A 19,109-nucleotide genomic window follows, 5' to 3' on the forward strand; every position below is an offset into this window, starting at 1 on the left:
CCTCGTGCGCGGCGAGAGCTGTGGCACGACTCGTGACGGGACCACCCACCGGAACCTCCCGTTTCAAGCCAAGAGCGCCTCGGCTTCGCCATCGGGTCGCCTCGGCTTCGCCATCGGTGTGGGGCCTCGCCTGCGGCGTTGGCGGATCGATCGGGGCATGCCCAGGGGCGGCCGTTGGTGCGAACTAGGGTGTGGGGGTGCGCATTCGTCGTGTTGTGACCACCCGCTCCGGTGGCGTGTCCAAGGCCCCGTACGAGTCGTTCAACCTTGGCGATCATGTCGGGGATGACGAGAAGGCGGTGGTGGCCAACCGGGCTCGGCTTGCGGAAGGCATCGGGTTGGAGCCTGAGCGGTTGGTCTGGATGGAGCAGGTGCATGGGCGGACCGTTGCGACGGTTGACGGGCCTCAGGCCGAGCCGCTTGAGGCGACCGACGCGGTTGTGACGAAACAGGCCGGTCTCGGGCTGGTGGTGCTGACGGCCGACTGTGTGCCTGTGTTGCTCGGGGATGAAGAGGCCGGGGTGATCGGGGCGGTGCACGCCGGGCGTGTCGGGGCGCGTGTCGGGGTGGTGGTCGAGGCCCTCAAGGCGATGATGGCCCAGGGTGCTGAGCTGGAGCGCATCGAGGTTCTGTTGGGGCCTGCCGTGTGCGGCGAGTGCTACGAGGTGCCCGTCGACATGCAGAGGGACGTGGAGAAGCACCTGCCTGGGAGCGCGTCGAAGTCGCGGAAGGGCACGCCCGCGTTGGATTTGCGGGCCGGGTTGTGGAACCAGCTCGGCAGTGCCGGGGTGGGGAAGATCGGGGTTGACCCGCGGTGCACGTTTGAGGAGAAGGATCTCTTCAGTCACCGGCGGGAGGCGCCCACCGGTCGGTTGGCCTCGGTCGTTTGGATCGAGCCGTGAGCCGGGAGGAAGAGCTTCGGGAGAACCTCGCTGAGGTCGAGGAGCGCATCGCCAAGGCGTGTGAGGTTGCGGGGCGTGAGCGGTCGGAAGTGATGTTGCTCGCGGTGACGAAAACCTGGCCCGCGAGTGATGTCGAGCTGCTTTACGGGCTTGGATTGCGGAATTTCGCCGAGAATCGCGATCAAGAGGCCAGTGCGAAGGCCGGCCAGTTGAGACATCTCGAAGACGCGCGCTGGCACATGGTCGGGCGGCTGCAGCGGAACAAGGCCAAGTCGGTTGTCGAGTGGGCCGATCAGGTCGACTCGGTGGACAGCGTTCGGCTGGCTGAGGCGTTGGCTGCGGCGGCGCGTGTGAGGGGTAAGACGTTGGACGTGTTGCTGCAGGTCAGCATTGACGGCGACACGTCTCGCGGTGGGTGTGCTGTTGCTGATGTGGCGGAACTGGCTGGCGTGATCACTCGTTCGGGTGATCTTATTCTCCGAGGTGCGATGACTGTCGCGCCTCTGACGATGAACCCTTCGCAGGCGTTTGAAGCGTTGGCGTCAGTGGTATCAGGGCTACGTGATGATCATCCCACTGCTACTCGTGTGTCAGCGGGAATGAGCGCGGACCTGGAAGATGCCATCTCGCACGGATCGACCTGTGTGCGTGTCGGAACCGCGTTGCTCGGCAGCCGGCGACTAACCTCGCCGTAGGTTGTCGGGAACCTCGGGGCCGTCCGCACCGTCCCTAGGTGGGGAACTCGCGGAGGAGGGGCTTGGGATGAGCGCTTTGCACAAGCTGAAGGCCTACTTCGGGATGGTCCCCGCCGAGTACGCAGACGACCCCGGTTACGACGACGATCGCGGTCGCTACGGCGACTACCGGTCCGAGTACGCGGCCGAGGCCGACGACTACGACCCCTACCCGCGGCGCAACCGCGTGTTCACGCCGGGACGGTCGGAGCTTCCGGGCTCCGGGTACCGGACCGACATCGACGAGTCGGACGACTACGAGCCCGAGTCGCGGCGCGGGGGCAGCCCCTCGAGCACGCGGCGCTGGTCTGCTGACGCACCGGTGCACGGTGCGCTCGCCGTCGAGCCGCAGCGCGAGCCCGTGAGCAGGCTGCGTCCGGTCGCAGAACCGGTAGGAAACCCGTTGGCGCGCATCACCACGCTTCACCCCCGTACCTACAGCGAGGCGCGCACGATCGGGGAGCACTACCGCGACGGCACACCGGTGATCCTCAACCTGACCGACATGGACGACGCGGACGCCAAGCGTCTCGTCGACTTCTCGGCCGGTCTCGCGTTCGCTCTGCGCGGGTCCATGGACAAGATCACCAGCAGGGTGTTCCTTCTCTCACCGCCGAACGTTGACGTCACGGCGGAGGACCGCAGGAAGCTGGCGGAGGGTGGGTTCGGGAACCACGGTTAGAGTTGACCCGTGGACCCGATCCGTCTCGTCATCTTCTACGTCCTCTTCGCGTTCTCCCTGTTCCTGACCGCGCGTGTCGTGGTCGAACTGGTGCGGACCTTCGCGAGGGAGTGGCGCCCCGCGGGCGGCGTAGCCGTGACGCTGGAAACCGTGTACACGGTCACCGATCCACCGGTCCGTGCACTGCGTCGGGTGATCCCGACTGTGCGGATTGGTGGGGTCGGGCTGGACCTATCGATTATTGTGCTGTGGCTGCTCGTTATCATTTTGATGCAAGTTGCAGATCCCAGGTGACGGGGAACCGGGGATGACCGCAGCCCAGGAGTGCGAGAGGTGATCCGATGCCGTTGACCCCCGCTGACGTGCACAACGTTGCATTCAGCAAGCCGCCGATTGGCAAGCGGGGCTACAACGAGGACGAGGTGGACGCGTTCCTCGACCTGGTTGAGGGCGAGTTGGCCCGCTTGATCGAGGAGAACAACGACCTCCGTCAGCAGGTCGAACAGCTCGACCAGCAGCTCGAGACTGCGCGTGCTGACCTCGACGATGCCCGTGTGAAGGCTTCGTCCGGCCCCGTGACGAGCCGCATGCCGGTGGAGGAGCCGCGCCGCCTGGCGCCGGTCCCGCCGCCGTCCGTGATGGAGCAGACGTCTCCCGGTGGTGGCGGAGACCACCACGTGCAGGCCGCCAAGGTCCTGGGCCTCGCCCAGGAGATGGCGGACCGGCTCACCGGTGAGGCCAAGGCCGAGGCGGACGGCATGCTGTCCGAGGCGCGCACGAAGTCGGAGCAGTTGCTCTCCGAGGCCCGTGCCAAGGCCGACACGATGGTCAACGAGGCGCGCACGCGTGCCGAGACCATGCTGAACGACGCGCGTACGCGTTCCGAGACGCTTGAGCGGCAGGCCCGTGAGAAGGCCACCGCGCTCGACCGGGATGCGCAGCGCAAGCACGCTGAGGTGATGGGCAACATCACCCAGGAGAAGAACACGCTCGAGAAGCAGATCGACAAGCTGCAGACGTTCGAGCGCGAGTACCGCACGCGACTGAAGACGATGCTCGAGTCGTCCCTGCGCGACCTCCAGGACCGCGGCCCGGCCGCTCCGTCCGAGGGTCGTTCCCAGGGTTACTCCTTCGGCGCACGCGCCGAAGCGGGCTGAACTACTGTCCATTAGGTGCTCTTCGTAGTTCTACTTCTGGTGCTGGCTGCCCTCGGCTTGCTGGTGCCCGCGTTGACCACGTCCAACACGATCTGGGCGTGGTCGTCAGTGGGCGCGAGCGTGCTCGCCGCCCTGGTCCTCGCTTGGGACTGGTGGCGGCGGCGGCCGGGGGACCCCGCTGCCGACGCGCAGAGTGTAGATCAACAAGCTGTAGCTGATGATCAACGGGTAGTGGTTTCGGCGACAGCCGACACGCCGCCCGCTGACGAGGAACCACCGGAAGAGGACACCGACGCGGCAGACCTGCTCGTCGTGGCCGATCTGGTGGATGAGGTGCGGGTGCTGGACGAACGGCCCCGGTATCACCTGAGTTCGTGCTCCTGGCTCGCCGGGAGGCCCACGCTGGGTCTCCCGGTGCAGGAGGCACGGCAACTGCAGTTCACGCCGTGTGGCGTCTGCATGCCCGACGCGGCGCTTGTTCGCCGGAGTCGTTCCGCCTGATCCAGCCGGGCGACATCTACGAGGACTGCGCCTACCGTCGAGGACGTCGTCGAGGCTCGCACCAGCCGGCACCGGTGGCTCAAGAAGCGCGAAGCAGCCGTTCAGGCCCTCCAGGACGAGGCCGTGCGCCGGCTGAAGGACGACGGGGCTAGCACCGTGAGCGGTGACGAGGCCCGGTAGGCGTTCCCCCTGAGTGGATCTGCTCAGAGCACCACGGGGCGGGCGCCGTGGGCGGTGACGAGGCCCGGTAGGCGTTCCCGGCTGGTCACGACGACCCGGCATCTCGGCGTTCCCGGTAGCAATGGGACGACCTGTGCGGTGTCGGCGGCGTTGTCGAGCACGATCAGCATTCGCCGGTTTGCCAGCAGCGTGCGGTAGAGCGCTGTCTGCGCGTGTGGTTCGGGTGGGATGCCGTCCGGGGCTGTGCCCAGAGCGGTGATGAACTCGCGGACGACGTCGGACGGGTCGGAGCCGTTCAGGTCCACGAACAGCTGGCCGTCCGGGTAGTCGGCGGCGTGGGCGTGTGCCCAGTGCAGGGCCAGCCGTGTCTTGCCGGTGCCAGCGGGGCCGGTGATCGTGACGATCGGGCCTTCGTCCAGGGCTGCCAGCTGCGCTTCCGTGCCGGTGAAGTCCGACGGCGGTGGGGGAAGCTGGCGCGGGCTCCACTGTGGACGTTGGGTGAGCGACGCGTGCAGGTCTCTTAGCGCGGGGCCGGGGTCCAGGCCCAGCTCGTCTGCTAGCCGGTGTCGCAGTTGTGAGTAGTGGGCCAGTGCTTCTTGCCGTTGGTCGGCGCCGATCAACGCGCGCATGAGCTGGGCGGCCAGGCGTTCGTCGAGTGGGCGTTCGGTTGTGCGCGCGGTCAGTTCGGCGATGAGGGTGCGGTGCTCGCCTGCGGCGAGCCTGGCGTCGGTGTGGTCCAGTTCGGCGGCGGTGATCTCGCCGGCCAGGGTTTCGCGGAGTCCGTCGAACCAGGCGCCGTGCAGGCCTTCGAACGGTTCGCCGCGCACGAGTGCCACGGCTTCACCGTGGTTGCCGTCGGCGACGAGGGCGCGGAAGCGGTGCAGGTCGACGGTCTCGGGGTCGGCTTCCAGCACGTACCCGCCGGAGCGGCGCACGATCGGGATGCCGTCGAGTGCGGTTCGCAGCCGGGACATGTAGCTGTAGAGCGCTGCTTTGGCCTGCCGTGGTGGTGCGTCGCCCCACACGCGTGAGAGCAGCTTGTCGACGCTGACCACTTGGTTGACGTCCACGAGCAGCACAGCCAGCACGCTCAGCTGGCGCGCGTGACCCACTTCGACGACGGCGGTGCCGCGCCGGACCTCTGGCGTGCCGAGGACGTGGAAGGTGTGCGTCACCGGTCCAGGAACAGCAGGGTGATCAGCAACGCCAGCAGCGCCAGGTCCACGACGACGCCGGTCGGCTTCGAGTCGTACCTCAACCGGGTGATCGTGGCGCCGACCATCAGCAGCCCGAGCCCGACGGCGGCCGCGTGCGCCACCCAGTCCCACGTGACCAGGCCGACGACCAGGCCGGCCGCGCCCGCCCACTCCAGCGCGCCGATGGTGCGCCACAGCGCCGGGTTCATCCGGAAGTGGTCGCGGGCCTCCAGTGACGCCTTCGCCCCGAACAGCTTGCCCGCGCCCGTCGCCACGAACAGCAGGGCCAGCACGATCGACAACGCGATGGTCAACGTCATCCGGCGAGCATACGGTTTGCGCGCATCCGTACCCTGTACCTACAGGCACCGATCCGGCCATCACCGGGGAGCCTTCGGAAGAACGGGTTCGACGTTCGATCTGAACCTCAGTAGAACCGAACGGGACCGGCCCGTCACAGCCGAAGAACGAGAGGCTCACCCCCGAGGTGAGCAAGCGGGGTGGTACCGCGGCCCGCCGAGCCACATCGGCGTGTCGTCCTCGCGTGTCACATCTGACCGCGAGGAGCAGTGGAGATGGCCTACCCCAGGGCCGGACAGAACGAGGTCCCGGCGCAGCCGTCCTTTCCGAACCTCGAGCAGGACGTGCTCGGGTACTGGAAGGACGACGAGACCTTCCAGGCGAGCATCGACCGCAACCCGGTCGGCGACAACGGCGGAGGAGAGTTCGTCTTCTACGACGGACCGCCCTTCGCGAACGGTCTGCCGCACTACGGGCACCTGCTGACCGGCTACGTCAAGGACGTCGTGCCGCGCTACCAGACGATGCGCGGCAAGCACGTCGAGCGCCGGTTCGGCTGGGACACGCACGGCATGCCGGCCGAGTACGAGGCCGAGAAGCAGCTGGGCATCACGCAGAAGCACGAGATCGACGAGCTCGGCATCGAGAAGTTCAACGAGGCGTGCCGCACGTCCGTGTTGCAGTACACGGACCAGTGGCGTGAGTACGTGACGCGGCAGGCTCGCTGGGTCGACTTCGACAACGACTACAAGACGCTCGACCTCGACTACATGGAAAGCGTCATGTGGGCGTTCAAGGCCTTGTGGGACAAGGGCTTGATCTACGAGGGCTTCCGGGTGCTCTGGTACTGCTGGCGTTGCCAGACGCCGTTGTCCAACACCGAGACCAAGATGGACGACGCCTACCGCGACCGGCAGGACCCGGCCGTCACGGTGGCGCTGCGCCTCGAGTCCGGCGAGAAGGCCCTGGTCTGGACGACCACGCCGTGGACGCTGCCGAGCAACCTGGCCGCCGCCGTGCACCCCGACGTCGACTACGTGACGGTTGTGGGCTCCGACGGCGACAAGTACCTGCTCGCCGAGGCTCGTGTCGCGGCGTACGCGCGTGAGCTGGGCGAGGAGCCCGAGGTCGTCGCCCGCTACAAGGGATCGGACCTGGTCGGCAAGAAGTACCTGCCGCCGTTCGACTTCTTCGTCGGCCGCGAGAACGCGCACCAGGTGCTGACCGCGGACTACGTGACCACCGACGACGGCACGGGCATCGTCCACATCGCACCGGCGTTCGGTGAGGACGACAAGCTCGTGACGGACGCGGCGGGCATCGAGGTCGTCGTTCCGGTCGGGCCGGACGGCAAGTTCACCGCCGAGGTGACGCCGTACGCGGGCGTGCACGTCTTCGAGGCGAACAAGCTGATCATCCGCGACCTCAAGGAAGCGGGCCTGCTGCTGCGTCACGAGACGTACGACCACCCGTACCCGCACTGCTGGCGGTGTGCGAACCCGCTGATCCAGCGCGCGCTGTCGGCGTGGTTCGTCGCGGTCACGCAGTTCAAGGACCGGATGGTCGAGCTCAACCAGCAGATCAACTGGGTGCCCGGCCACATCAAGGACGGCCAGTTCGGCAAGTGGCTGGAGAACGCGCGCGACTGGAACATCTCGCGCAACCGGTACTGGGGTTCGCCGCTGCCCGTGTGGACTTCGGACAACCCCGAGTTCCCGCGCACGGACGTGTACGGGTCGCTGGACGAGCTGGAGCGCGACTTCGGCGTGCGCCCGGACAACCTGCACCGGCCGTTCATCGACGAGCTGACCCGGCCGAACCCGGACGACCCGAGTGGTCAGTCGACCATGCGGCGCATCCCGGACGTGCTCGACTGCTGGTTCGAGTCGGGCTCGATGTCGTTCGCGCAGGTGCACTACCCGTTCGAGAACGCGGAGTGGTTCGAGAACCACTACCCCGGAGACTTCATCGTCGAGTACAACGGGCAGACGCGCGGCTGGTTCTACACGCTGCACGTGCTCGCGACGGCGCTGTTCGACCGGCCCGCGTTCCGCGACTGCGTGGCGCACGGGATCGTGCTCGGTGACGACGGCCAGAAGATGTCCAAGTCGCTGAAGAACTACCCGGACGTCAACGAGGTCTTCGACCGCGACGGCTCGGACGCGATGAGGTGGTTCCTCATGGCGTCGCCGATCCTGCGCGGTGGCGACCTGGTGGTGACCGAGCGCGGCATCAGGGACGCTGTGCGCCAGGCGGTGCTGCCGTTGTGGAACTCCTGGTACTTCCTCGCCTTGTACTCCAACGCTTCCGGGCGTGAGGGCACCTGGCGCGTCGACTCGAAGAACGTGCTGGACCGGTACGCGCTGGCGAAGACGCACGACCTGGTGCGCGACGTCCAGGCGGCGATGGACGTCTACGACATCTCCGGTGCGTGCCAGATGGTGCGCGAGTACCTGGAGGTGCTGACGAACTGGTACGTGCGGCGGTCGCGGCAGCGGTTCTGGGACGGTGACCAGGACGCGATCGACACCCTGCACACCGTGCTGGAGGTCGTCACGCGCGTGACGGCGCCGTTGCTGCCTTACACGGCCGAGGTCGTGTGGCGCGGGCTGACCGGTGGGCGTTCGGTGCATCTGACGGACTTCCCGTCGGTGTCGGACCTGCCCGCGGACGACGCGCTGGTGACGGCGATGGACGAGGTGCGTGACGTCTGCTCGACGGCGTTGTCGCTGCGCAAGGCGAACAAGCTGCGCGTGCGGCTTCCGTTGGCGCGCTTGACGGTCGCGTCGCCGGTGGCGGGTTCGCTGGAGGACTTCGCCGAGATCGTGCGCGACGAGGTCAACGTCAAGGAGGTGTCGCTGTCCACGGACGTCGACGCCTACGGGCAGTTCCAGCTGGTCGTCAACGCGCGTGCGGCCGGCCCGCGGCTCGGGCCGAACGTGCAGAAGGTCATCAAGGCCGTCAAGGCCGGCGACTGGTCCGAAGTGGACGGTCGCGTGGTCGCCGCCGGTGTCGAGCTGTTCGAGGGTGAGTACGAACAGCGTTTGGTGGCAACGGATCCCGCCGCCACGGCCGCGTTGCCGGGTGGTGCCGGTGTCGTCGTGCTCGACACGGTGGTGACGCCGGAGCTGGAGGCCGAGGGTGTCGCGCGTGACCTGGTGCGCGTGGTGCAGCAGGCGCGCAAGGACGCCGCGCTGGACGTGTCCGACCGGATCACGTTGACGCTGGAGCTTCCGGAGGCGGTGCGGTCCGCCGTCGAGCCGCACCTGGAGTTCGTGCAGTCGGAGACGCTGACGTCGTCGGTGGTGTTCGGCGAGGGTGCTGCCGAGGGCACCGTCGGTGACGGCGTCAAGGTGAAGGTCGCTGTCGTAAAGGCGTGATCGCAGTGCCACGGGGCCGCTGTCTTCGGACGGCGGCCCCGCGGCGTGTGCGTTCAAGAAAAATGTCAGACCCCGTCGCTACGGTCGATCCCAGGCCAACTAGCAAGGGGGATTGCGATGGTCCTGACTGGGGGATGGCGCGTCTTCACGGGCGCACTGCTCCTGTCGGCTGGAGTGGTGGCGCCCGCCACCGCCTCGGCTGATCCGGGTGTGTGCGGATCCTGGGACTTCGTCGAGCTGCCGGTGCCACCTGCCGTTCAGTCCGCCGGGGTGGTGTCCGGGGCGGGCTCGTTCGCCGTCGGCAACGGGTCGTTCAGCCACATCGACGGCACCACGGTGCTGGTGTGGAAGGGCGGGCAGCTGGTCGACCAGTTGTCGTTCTCCCGCAACACCGTGTGGGCGCGTGACGTGAACTCGTCCGGTGTGGTGGTCCTGTCGGCGTACACGTTCCCGGCGGCTTCGCGCTGGCAGGCCGGGGTGTACGAGTCGTTGCAGGGCTTACCCGGTGAGCACCGGGTCGAGGCGCTCGACGTGAACGAACGCGGTGACGTGCTGGGCCTCTCTGCCGGCAAGCCCGTGGTGTGGCCGGCTGGTTCCGGTGTGCCGCAACAGGTTCCGGGAACCGATGCGTCATGGAAGCCGGTGGGCATCGCCGATGACGGTTCGGTGCTCGCGACGTCCGCTTCCGGTGCGCACTGGATCCGGTCGTCCGGCGTCGTGTCGCTCGGCGATGTGCAGGTGCGTGCGGTGCGCGGCAACTACGCGGTCGGTGCCGCCGACTCGAAGGTCGTGCGCTGGGACGTGTCCGGCAACGTGAGCGGTGCGTTCAGCTTCGCGGCGGAGGCGTTGGCCGTGAACTCGCACGGTCACGTGCTGGGCAGGGCGAACTGGGGCGGTACCGAGCTGTGGGAGGACCCGGACCGCTCGGTTCCGGTGCCCGGCAGCGCGTCGTTCGTCTCGGTGACCGACGAGGGCGACCTCTACGGCTCACTCAGCGGCAGCCCGGCCACTCCTCTCCTCCTCGACTGCGCCGGCGGTGTGAGATGAAGACCTTGCTGATCGCGGCTTTGGCCGCCTCGACCCTGCTGGCGCCTGCTCCGGCTTCGGCAGCGGCATGTACGTGGACGTCCGCAGACCTGCCGTTGCCCGCGAGCACGAACTTCTCGGCCATCACCGGTGCCGCCGCCGACGGCAGCTACGTGCTGGGGCTGGGTGTGGCTCAGCCGTGGCAGGACGTTGCTCTGTTGTGGCACAACGGTTCCGTGGAGTCGGTGCCGCTGGCGCCCGGCCAGTTCCCGAACGACGTGAACGCCTCCGGCACGGTCCTGACCAACTCGTCGGAAGGCCGGGCACATCGGGGAGATGTGGAGCTGGATCCGTTGCCGGGCGCCAACTCCGCGTGGGCCGCCGCCATCAACGCGGCCGGTGTGGCCGTCGGTCGTTCCGGCAGCCAGATGGTGACCTGGCCGGCGGACTCCTCGGTGCCCCAGGCGGTCTCCGGCACGGACGACAACGCCAGCTGGACCGTCGCGGGCATCGACGAGCAGGGGCGGGTGGCCGCCTGGCGCTACGGCCTCGCCGAGGAGCCCACGCTGTCCTACGTCTGGGCCGAGAACGGCGTCCGCACCCTCCTGCGGCCGCTGCGGGGGCACAGCGACACCAGGGTCAACGGCATCCGCAACGGCCGGATCATCGGGTTCTCGGCCAGCGACGGCTGGACCGACCAGGTCGGTGTGGAGTGGGACCTGCGGGGCAACGTCGTCCGCGCCCTGACCGGCTCGGCCGATGCCACGGACATCACGTCGTCCGGTGACGCGTTAGGTCGCACCGCGGACGACCTGGCAAACGTTTGGCGCGTCAATGGCGATGTCGAGCAGCCGCCGGCCACCGCGGTGTACGAGGAGTTCGCGGACGACGGGTCGTTGTACGGCGGCTCGTACAACGAGGGCACTTACAACCCGGTTCGCGCGAGTTGCGCCTGACCAGGTTCAGGTGAAGGTCGCTGTCGCGAAGGCGTGATCGGAATGTGAGCGCCGGTTCCTAGTCTCGTCGTCGCCTGAGAAGGGGGCAGCGATGAGATGCAGAGCACTGGCGGTGAGCACGGCGTTCCTGGCGGCGTGTGTGATGGGTTCGCCCACCGCGCACGCCGCCGCGTGCAACTGGGTCACGACGGACCTGCCGGTCGGACCCGGTGTGACCTCCGCCGGCGTGATCGGCGGGTCGGACAACGGTGACTGGGTGGTGTCGTACGGCTTCCACCCGTGGCTCAAGAGCGGAACGTTCACCTGGTACAAGGGGCAGTTGCGAGGGTCCTTCCGATCGTCGCAGGAGACGGGCGTCGCCGACGTCAACAACTCCGGTGTCCTGATGGGCAACGGAGGTCCCGGCGGGACGGTCCGGATCACCAACGGCGTCACCGAGCGCATGCAGCCCGCGGCCGGCAGCACCGAGACGTGGGGCGAGAGCATCAACAACCGCGGCGACGTCGTGGGTCTGTCGAGTGAGACGTCGCTGTACGGACCCGTGGTGGTGTGGCCGGTGGGATCGACGACGCCGAGGGAGCTCCCGGACACCCGCAACGGTCTCGTCCGCTTCGTCGCGGGCATCGACGACGACGGGAACGTGGCCGCGCGGGAGACCGGGGCGGAGAACCGCACCATCAGCCGCGTCTGGAACTCCGCCGGCGTGATGACGGAGCTGGAGCCGTTGCCTGGGCACTACTCCACCTACGCTGAGGTGATCAGGAACGGCCGGATCTTCGGCCAGTCGCAGCCCAGCGGATCGCACATCGGTGTGGTCGTCGAATGGGGGCTGGACGGCAAGATCGTCCGTTCGTTCCCCGAGTACTACTCGGCGCTGGACGCGAACGCGTCGGGGCACGTGCTCGGTGCGCGGCAGGGGCAGGACGTCCGCAACGGCGTGTCGAGGGTGCCGGGTGAGATCGACACCCCCACCGGCATCTGGGGGACCTTGCTGGCGGACAACGGTGACGTCTACGGCTCCGTGCCCGACTCGGCCCACACGGGTCACCCGGCGGTCTCCCGCTGCGGCTGACGGTTCATCGCCATGAACGCGCGCCGCACCAGCCTGACCCAGAGCGACCACCGGGCTGGTGCGGCGGGTTCGCGGCCTGCCGCGCGTTCGCACGCGTCGAACAGGTCCTCCAGGCACGCGTCGTGCAGCCAGCGGACGACGAACGCCCAGCGCAGCCGGCTCTTGAGGTCGAAGTCTCCGATCAGCTCGTGCCGCAGGACGGTGCCAGAGGCGGACAGCGTGTGCGTGCCCTTGGCTTCGGTGAAGGCGAAGGTGATCGACTCGCCGGGGACGAACTCGGTGCAGCGGTAGCGGATCGGGCCGTGGCCGCCGTCGGCTCCGACACCTAACGGGCGGTCGAACTCCTGCTTGCCCCACGCGGGCGGCCACAGCTCCTGGACACGGCCGACGAACGGGCCCGCCGGCACGCCGAGGTCTCGGGTGTGGACGTTCTTGATCATGATGTTCCCCTTCCATACGATGGCGTATGTTCGCAGAACATACGGTAGCGTACGGACGCGTGGTGCGGAGAAATCGGGACGACTGGACTGAGATAGCGCTGAGAGCTCTCGCGGACGGCGGGCTGGGCGCGGTCGCGATCGAACCGCTGGCGGCGAGTGCCGGTGCCACGAAAGGCAGCGTTTACCACCACTTCCCGAACCGGGAGGCGTTGCTCAAGGCGACCGTGGAGCGGTGGGAGCGGGAGCACACCGAGAAGGTCATCGAGCTCGTCGAGGCGGAGAAGTCCCCGCGGGACAAGCTCAGGACGTTGTTCGCGACGGTGCTCGACCGCACCCGCAAGGGTTCGGTGGAGATGGCGTTGCAGGCGGGCGCCGAGAACGAGGTGATCGCGCCGGTGCTCCAGCGCGTCACGAAGAAGCGGATCGACTACCTGACCGAGCTGTTCGAGCAGCTCGGGTTCGAACACGGGCACGCGAAGAAGCGCGCGTTGATCGCGTTCAGCCTCTACCTGGGGCAGGTGCAGATGTGGGCGACCGTGCCCGGCCTCGTCGAGCCGGTGCTCGACGAGGCCGTGCAGGTGCTCACAGCCAGATGATCAGGCCGCGACCGCCCACAACGTGGAGGCGATCACGTCCGCGTTGCGGTCGAGCGCCGTGGCGTTGATGTTCGACGTGGTGTCGCAGGAGCGGTGGTAGCAGCGGTCGAAGGCCTGGCCGGCCGTGCCGCCCCACTTTCGGGCCTGTGCCGCGGTCTTGGTCTGCTCGGCGCCGGTGAAGGTGCCGCCGGTCGGGATGTTCGCCCGCGCGAACGCCGCGTGGTCGGAACGGCCGCCGACCCTGGTCAGCTCGGTCTGGACGCCGATCGCGGTGAAGCCCGCCTGCAGCCGCTGCTGCAGTGCCACCGAGCCGGAGGGCTGGCCGTCGGCGCCGTCGTAGACGAAGTAGCCGGGGTTCGGCGAACCGGTCATGTCGAAGTTCAGGTACGCCTTGATCCTCGACTTGTCGGTGGTGGACAGCGAGTTCACGTAGGCCGTCGAGCCGCGCAGGCCGAGTTCCTCCGCGCCCCACCAGCCGAACCGCACGTGCTTGGTCGGCTGGAAGTTGGTCGCCTTCATCTGGAGGGCGACCTCCAGCAGCGACGCGGAGCCCGTGCCGTTGTCGTTGATGCCGGGGCCCGCGGTGACGCTGTCGAGGTGGCCACCCAGCATGATGACGTTGTTCGCGTCGCCGCCGGGGTAGTCCGCGATCAGGTTGTAGCCGGTGGCGCCGCCGTAGGTGAACGACTGCACGCGCGTGGTGAAGCCGGCCGCGTCGAGCTTGCTCTTCACCCAGTTCACCGAGGCCAGGTACCCCGGACGTCCGTGAGCGCGGTTGCCGCCGTTGGCGCTCGCGATCGACTGGAACTGGGTGAGGTGTGCTCGCACGTTGGCGACGTCGATGTTCGGTGCCGCCATGGCCGCCGGAGCGGCCGCTTGCGCTGCTGTGGTTCCGGTCACCATCAAGGCGGCCGCCAGCGCGATCAGGATCCTCATGGTTCAACTCCGTGCAGGGTTGGGATTGAGCCACTGATCAACATGCTCTGTCGTGCATGAGCCCGGTAGGTGCGAACGGCTGGTGTTGTTAACGCGTCTGATTCGTCCAATTCGGTGGTGATCAACCAGAATGGTCCAGGTGGGTGACGTCACGGTCGTACTGGGCATCGGCGCGGCCGTACTGCTGATCTCCGTGATCGCGGTGCGGGTGTCGATCCGTCTCGGCCTGCCCTCGTTGTTGCTCTACCTCGGCATCGGCGTGCTCCTCGGCGAGTCCGTGCTCGGGATCAACTTCGACGACGCCGATCTCACCCAGTCCCTCGGCATCGCGGCACTCGTGCTGATCCTGACCGAGGGCGGGCTCACCACCCGGTGGTCGGCGGTGAAGTCCTCGCTGCGGCTGGGAATCGCACTGTCCACAGTGGCCGTCGCGGTGAGCGTCGCCGTGACGGCGACGGCGTTGCACTTCCTGCTCGGCCTCGACTGGCGGATGGCGTTGCTGTGGGGCGCGGTGCTGTCGTCCACGGACGCGGCCGCCGTCTTCAGCGTCCTGCGCTCGTTGGGTGTCGGGCCGCGGCTCACCGGTGCGCTGGAACTGGAGTCCGGTCTCAACGACGCGCCGGTCTACATCGCCGTCGTGCTGCTGGCGTCCTCGGACGCGATCTCGTGGACCGCGCCGCTGCTGGTGCTCTACGAACTGGGTGCGGGCGCGCTCATCGGTGTCGCGCTGGGTTTCCTGGGCGGGGCCGGGCTGAGACGGGCGGCGTTGCCCTCCACCGGTCTGTACCCGCTCGCCACCGTGGCGGTGTGCGTGATGGCCTACACCGCCGGCGATCTCGCGCACGCGTCCGGATTCCTCGCCACCTACGTGGCCGCACTCGTTCTGGGCAACGCCCGCCTGCCGCACCGCGCCGACACCCTCTCGTTCGCAGAGGGTCTCGGCTGGCTCGCCCAGATCGGGCTCTTCGTTTTACTGGGCCTCTACGCCTCGCCGTCGCGGCTGCTCGACGTGCTGGTGCCCGCGCTGATCGCGGGCGTGGTGGTGACGTTCGTGGCCAGGCCGCTGTCCGTGCTGCTCGCTTCGCTGCCGTTCAAGGTCCCGTGGCGGGAACAGGCGTTCCTCTCCTGGTCGGGACTGCGCGGCGCGGTGCCGATCGTGTTCGCGCTGATCCCGTTGATCCAGGGTGTCGAGGGCGCGCGCGAGCTGGTCGACGCGGTGTTCGTGCTGGTCATCGTGCTGACCGTGGTGCAGGGCACGACGCTGCCGTTCCTCGCGCGGCGCCTCGGGCTGGTGCGCACGGGGGAGGCGCAGGAGGTGCAGGTCGACTCGTCGCCGTTGGACGAGCTGGGCGCCGAGTTGCTGCAGGTGCACATCCTGCGCGGGTCGAAGCTGCACGGCGTCTACATGACCGAGTTGCGGCTGCCGGTCGGCGCCACGGTGAGCCTGGTGGTCCGTGGTGGGAAGAGTTTCACGCCACAACCGACGACCCGGCTGAACACCGACGACCAGTTGCTCATCGTCACCACCGAGGAAGCGCGCGACGCCGCTGAGCGGCGCATACGGGCCGTGGACCGCGCTGGTCGTTACGCCCGGTGGAAGGGTGAGACCGGCGATTAGTCGGTCTCCGAGGCTTCTCAGCATGTGATCGGGTGTCGACGAGGCGGTCACCCTCCGCTAACGTCGTCGGCAGGTCATGAGAGCCAGCGTCAAGCCCAAGCTTGCTGGCCGGCAACCCTCCTACCGCGGTGGGGTGCCCTTGGTGAGGACCTGGTCCGGCGCGTAGGGCGCCGGTCAAGCGCGGGCCTCCACGAAGGCCCCTGGCCTCGGAGGCAGCTCGATGACGCTCGCGATCACCCCGAACACGGTTACCACGGCTGTTCCGGCTGTCGTCGGCGCTGACCTGCGCGTTCCGCTCGTCACCGGAGAGCGCGTCAGCTACGCCAACCTCGACCACGCGGCCAGCGCGCCCTGTCTGCAGGAGGTGCGCGACGCCGTCGACGAGCTGCTGCCCTGGTACGCCAGCGTGCACCGCGGCGCCGGGTTCGCCTCCCAGGTCTCGACCCGCGTCTACGAGCAGGCCCGCGACCGCATCCGCAAGTTCGTCGGGGCGCACTCCTCCGACGCCGTCGTCTTCACCCGCAACACCACCGATTCGCTGAACCTGTTGGCGCGCAGCGTTCCCAAGAACACCGCCGTCGTCCTGTTCGACAGTGAGCACCACGCGGCTCTGCTGCCGTGGCGCGGCCCGAACGTTCAGCGCGTCCCCGCTCCGTCCTCGTCCGGCGCCGCGGTTGTCGCGCTGGACCGGGCGTTGGCCGCCGCCCCGGTCGGCCCTCGGCTCGTGATCGTCACCGGGGCGTCCAACGTCACGGGGGAGCTGTGGCCGGTCGCGGAGCTCGCGAAGGTCGCCCGCCGGCACGGTGCGCGGATCGCGCTCGACGCCGCGCAGCTCGCCCCGCACCGCCCGATCAACGTCCGTGAGCTGGGCGTCGACTACATCGCGTTCTCCGGCCACAAGATCTACGCGCCGTTCGGTGCCGGCGTGCTGGTGGGCCGCGCCGACTGGTTGCAGCAGGCCCAGCCGTACCTGGTCGGCGGCGGCGCGACGTCCAAGGTGACCGACCACGGCGACCGGCTCGGCGTGGCCTGGTCCGCGGTGCCCGAGCGGCACGAGGCCGGCAGCCCGAACGTCGTCGGCGTGCACGCGCTGGCCGCGGCCTGCGAGATCCTGTCGCGGCACTGGGAGCAGACGATCGCGCACGAGCAGGAGCTGCTGACGCGTCTGCAGGACGGCCTGCGCACGATCCCCGGCTTCCGCGAGCTGGCCATCCTGAGCGACGCCGACAAGGTGGGCGTCGTCAGCTTCACGATCTCCGGCTTCGACGCGGGCTTCCTCGCGGCGGCGCTGTCCGCGGAGTACGGCGTCGGCGTGCGCGACGGCGCGTTCTGCGCGCACGTGATCGTGGGCCGCCTGGTCAGGCAGGCCGGGTCGCACGAGGAACGCGCTGTGCGGGCGTCGATCGGCCTCGGCACGACGGCCGAGCACGTGGATCGTCTGGTGGCGGCGCTGCGCGCCCTGGTCACCGAGGGTCCGAAGTGGACCTACACACAGCGTGACGGCCGCTGGGTTCCCGAGGACGACAACCGAACCCTGCCGCCGTTCCTCGCGTAGTCCCGTTCGTGGACAATGACGTGGTGAGTGACGAGTCCAAGGCCGCGGAGAAGGTCTCCGGCAAGGCAGCTGAGAAGCCTGCGGAAGAGCAGGTCAGCGAGCCTGAGGCGGTCGGGGAACCCGCCGCCGGGGCCGAGGAACCGGTCAAGCCGGTCGTCGAGGACAAGCCCGCGGAGTCCCTCGCCGAGGTGGCGGACGACGAGGACGAGTTCTCGATCGCCGGTTCGCTGCCGGAACCGAGGACGAAGACCCTCGCGATCCTGGCGGCCGGGGTGCTGGCCCTGGACGTGCTCACCAAGGTCGTGTCGGTGGCGTTCCTGGAGGACTCCGAGCCGATCAAGCTGTTCGGCGGCGTGCTGTACCTGACGTTCGTCCGCAACCCCGGTGCCGCTTTCGGGCTGGCCGAGGGCATGACGTGGATCCTCGCGCTGATCGCGCTGGGCGTCGCCGGGTTCATCTTCTGGATCTCGCGCAACCTCCGCTCCCAGGGCTGGGCCGTCGGCCTCGGCCTGGTGCTGGGAGGTGCCGTCGGCAACCTCGCCGACCGCCTCTTCCGCGAGCCGGGGCCGATGCGCGGCCACGTGGTGGACTTCCTGTCGCTGTTCGACCCGTTCGGCCGCGTGTGGCCGGTGTTCAACGTCGCCGACATGGCGATCGTCTGCGGTGGCGCGACGATCATCGTGCTGGCGCTCAGGCAGCACGACTACGACGGGACCGTTCACAAGGACGCTGCTCCGGTCCCGGTGGAGCCGGACGGGCTGCCTGAGCCGAAGTAGCGGCTCCTGGTAAATTCAGGGTTCTGCCTGGCGCGGTCGGAGGTGAACTCCGGCCCCGGCGCCGTGAGGCGTACCCCAGCCAGAAGAAGGTCGAGGCCCCGCGTGAGCGGATACCGAACGCTGCCGATTCCCGACGGTCTGGAAGGCATGCGTGTCGACGCCGGCCTCGCGAAGCTCCTGGGTCTGTCGCGCACCGTCATCGTGGCCATCGCCGATGCCGGCGACGTGCTGATCGACGGCCGCGTCGTGGGCAAGTCCGACCGGCTGGTGGCCGGGGCGATGCTGGAGATCACGCTGCCGGCGCCGCCGCAGCCGATCACCGTCCAGGCGATCCCGGTCGAGGGCATGATCATCCTGCACGAGGACGACGACATCATCGTCATCGACAAGCCCGTCGGCGTCGCGGTGCACCCGTCTCCGGGCTGGACCGGCCCCACGGTCGTGGGTGGCCTGGTCGCTTCCGGTCACCGGGTCGCCACCTCGGGTGCGGCCGAGCGGCAGGGTGTCGTGCACCGGCTCGACGTCGGCACCACCGGCGTGATGGTCGTTGCGAAGTCCGAGTCCGCCTACTCCGCGTTGAAGCACGCCTTCAAGGAGCGGACCGTCGACAAGGTCTACCACGCGATCGTGCAGGGTCACCCCGACCCGATCAAGGGCACCATCGACGCGCCGATCGACCGGCATCCCAAGCACGACTACAAGTTCGCCGTGATGAACTCCGGCAAGCCCTCGATCACGCACTACGAGGTGATGGAGGCGTTCCGGGCCGCCTCGCTGGTCGAGGTCCACCTGGAGACCGGGCGCACGCACCAGATCCGCGTGCACTTCTCCGCGCTGCACCACCCGTGTGTGGGCGACCTGACGTACGGCGCCGACCCGACGTTGTCCAAGCGGCTCGGTGTCTCGCGGCAGTGGCTGCACGCCCGGCAGCTCGGGTTCCACCACCCGGCGGACGGGCAGTGGGTCACGTTCACCTCGGAGTACCCGGAGGACCTGTCCTCGGCGCTGGAGAAGCTGCGCGAAGAGGGCTGATTGCGTCTGGGTAAATCATCGGTTGACGAGCTTTCATTTGATGTTAATCGGTGGCGTGCCTAGCGTTCTC

At 68.5% G+C, this 19,109-nt stretch carries 19 protein-coding genes and 1 riboswitch; of the genes, 15 read left to right on the forward strand and 4 right to left on the reverse strand.

The window, feature by feature from the left end; translation table 11 throughout:
• The first annotated feature begins 197 nt into the window (after window positions 1–197).
• The 6 genes from pgeF to SK803_RS29665 all read left to right on the forward strand — a co-directional run bounded on the left by pgeF (window position 198) and on the right by SK803_RS29665 (window position 3,976).
• Window positions 198–902: a peptidoglycan editing factor PgeF gene (gene pgeF, locus SK803_RS29640; RefSeq protein ID WP_319969426.1), complete on the forward strand. Its 705-nt coding sequence runs from the start codon at window positions 198–200 to the stop codon at window positions 900–902.
• Window positions 899–1,597: a YggS family pyridoxal phosphate-dependent enzyme gene (locus tag SK803_RS29645; RefSeq protein WP_319969427.1), complete on the forward strand. Its 699-nt coding sequence runs from the start codon at window positions 899–901 to the stop codon at window positions 1,595–1,597. Before pgeF ends, SK803_RS29645 begins: the two co-directional genes overlap by 4 nt.
• Before the next feature lie 67 nt (window positions 1,598–1,664).
• Window positions 1,665–2,318, forward strand: a complete 654-nt coding sequence (sepF, locus tag SK803_RS29650; RefSeq protein ID WP_319969428.1) for a cell division protein SepF — start codon at window positions 1,665–1,667, stop codon at window positions 2,316–2,318.
• An 18-nt stretch (window positions 2,319–2,336) separates the two neighbouring features.
• Window positions 2,337–2,612, forward strand: coding sequence for a YggT family protein (locus SK803_RS29655; protein WP_086669288.1), 276 nt, complete (start codon window positions 2,337–2,339; stop codon window positions 2,610–2,612).
• Window positions 2,613–2,659: 47 nt separating this feature from the next.
• Window positions 2,660–3,475 carry a DivIVA-like cell division protein Wag31 gene (gene wag31, locus SK803_RS29660; RefSeq protein WP_319969429.1) on the forward strand — a complete coding sequence of 272 codons (816 nt, stop codon included), beginning with the start codon at window positions 2,660–2,662 and terminating at the stop codon, window positions 3,473–3,475.
• A 15-nt stretch (window positions 3,476–3,490) separates the two neighbouring features.
• Window positions 3,491–3,976, forward strand: a complete 486-nt coding sequence (locus SK803_RS29665; RefSeq protein ID WP_319969430.1) for a hypothetical protein — start codon at window positions 3,491–3,493, stop codon at window positions 3,974–3,976.
• 203 nt (window positions 3,977–4,179) lie between these two features.
• Here the strand turns inward: SK803_RS29665 and SK803_RS29670 are convergent, their stop codons facing one another.
• Both SK803_RS29670 and SK803_RS29675 read right to left on the reverse strand, forming a co-directional pair.
• Window positions 4,180–5,331 (reverse strand): AfsR/SARP family transcriptional regulator, encoded by a 1,152-nt coding sequence (locus SK803_RS29670; protein ID WP_319969431.1) that lies wholly within the window; start codon window positions 5,329–5,331, stop codon window positions 4,180–4,182.
• On the reverse strand, window positions 5,328–5,672 hold the full coding sequence (locus SK803_RS29675; RefSeq protein ID WP_319969432.1) for a DoxX family protein: 345 nt from the start codon (window positions 5,670–5,672) through the stop codon (window positions 5,328–5,330). The genes SK803_RS29670 and SK803_RS29675 overlap by 4 nt, the downstream gene beginning before the upstream one ends.
• Window positions 5,673–5,927: 255 nt before the next feature.
• On the opposite strand from SK803_RS29675, the gene ileS reads away from it, so the two are divergent.
• The 4 genes from ileS (at window position 5,928) to SK803_RS29695 (ending at window position 12,086) form a co-directional block, all read left to right on the forward strand.
• Window positions 5,928–9,032: an isoleucine--tRNA ligase gene (gene ileS / locus SK803_RS29680; protein ID WP_319969433.1), complete on the forward strand. Its 3,105-nt coding sequence runs from the start codon at window positions 5,928–5,930 to the stop codon at window positions 9,030–9,032.
• 117 nt (window positions 9,033–9,149) lie between these two features.
• Entirely contained in the window at window positions 9,150–10,079 is a 930-nt protein-coding gene (locus SK803_RS29685) for a hypothetical protein (RefSeq protein ID WP_319969434.1), read from the forward strand.
• Window positions 10,076–11,014: a hypothetical protein gene (locus SK803_RS29690; RefSeq protein WP_319969435.1), complete on the forward strand. Its 939-nt coding sequence runs from the start codon at window positions 10,076–10,078 to the stop codon at window positions 11,012–11,014. Before SK803_RS29685 ends, SK803_RS29690 begins: the two co-directional genes overlap by 4 nt.
• A 91-nt stretch (window positions 11,015–11,105) precedes the next feature.
• Window positions 11,106–12,086: a hypothetical protein gene (locus SK803_RS29695; protein WP_319969436.1), complete on the forward strand. Its 981-nt coding sequence runs from the start codon at window positions 11,106–11,108 to the stop codon at window positions 12,084–12,086.
• On the opposite strand, the gene SK803_RS29700 is transcribed toward SK803_RS29695, so the two are convergent.
• Window positions 12,059–12,526 carry an SRPBCC family protein gene (locus SK803_RS29700; RefSeq protein ID WP_319969437.1) on the reverse strand — a complete coding sequence of 156 codons (468 nt, stop codon included), beginning with the start codon at window positions 12,524–12,526 and terminating at the stop codon, window positions 12,059–12,061. The two genes, SK803_RS29695 and SK803_RS29700, sit on opposite strands and share 28 nt — an antisense overlap.
• Window positions 12,527–12,585: 59 nt before the next feature.
• On the opposite strand from SK803_RS29700, the gene SK803_RS29705 reads away from it, so the two are divergent.
• On the forward strand, window positions 12,586–13,122 hold the full coding sequence (locus SK803_RS29705; RefSeq protein ID WP_319969438.1) for a TetR/AcrR family transcriptional regulator: 537 nt from the start codon (window positions 12,586–12,588) through the stop codon (window positions 13,120–13,122).
• Here SK803_RS29705 and SK803_RS29710 read toward each other — a convergent pair whose 3' ends face one another.
• Entirely contained in the window at window positions 13,123–14,058 is a 936-nt protein-coding gene (locus SK803_RS29710) for a M28 family metallopeptidase (RefSeq protein ID WP_319969439.1), read from the reverse strand.
• A gap of 130 nt (window positions 14,059–14,188) precedes the next feature.
• Here SK803_RS29710 and SK803_RS29715 point away from each other — a divergent pair, with 130 nt between their 5' ends.
• From SK803_RS29715 to SK803_RS29730, 4 genes are all read left to right on the forward strand, one after another.
• Window positions 14,189–15,676, forward strand: a complete 1,488-nt coding sequence (locus SK803_RS29715; RefSeq protein WP_406601597.1) for a potassium/proton antiporter — start codon at window positions 14,189–14,191, stop codon at window positions 15,674–15,676.
• Window positions 15,677–15,748: 72 nt separating this feature from the next.
• Window positions 15,749–15,863: riboswitch (SAM riboswitch) on the forward strand.
• A 33-nt stretch (window positions 15,864–15,896) separates the two neighbouring features.
• A complete protein-coding gene (locus SK803_RS29720) occupies window positions 15,897–17,231 on the forward strand; it encodes an aminotransferase class V-fold PLP-dependent enzyme (protein ID WP_319969441.1) in 1,335 nt (444 codons plus the stop codon).
• A gap of 23 nt (window positions 17,232–17,254) precedes the next feature.
• Complete coding sequence (gene lspA / locus SK803_RS29725; protein ID WP_319969443.1) at window positions 17,255–18,007, forward strand: signal peptidase II; 753 nt, start codon at window positions 17,255–17,257, stop codon at window positions 18,005–18,007.
• A 147-nt stretch (window positions 18,008–18,154) separates the two neighbouring features.
• The gene (locus tag SK803_RS29730) at window positions 18,155–19,039 is read left to right on the forward strand and encodes an RluA family pseudouridine synthase (RefSeq protein ID WP_319969555.1); all 885 of its coding nucleotides are present in this window, start codon (window positions 18,155–18,157) and stop codon (window positions 19,037–19,039) included.
• The last annotated feature ends 70 nt before the right edge of the window (window positions 19,040–19,109 follow it).

The organism is Lentzea miocenica (genome assembly GCF_033949945.1).
Lineage (GTDB): Bacteria > Actinomycetota > Actinomycetes > Mycobacteriales > Pseudonocardiaceae > Lentzea > Lentzea miocenica.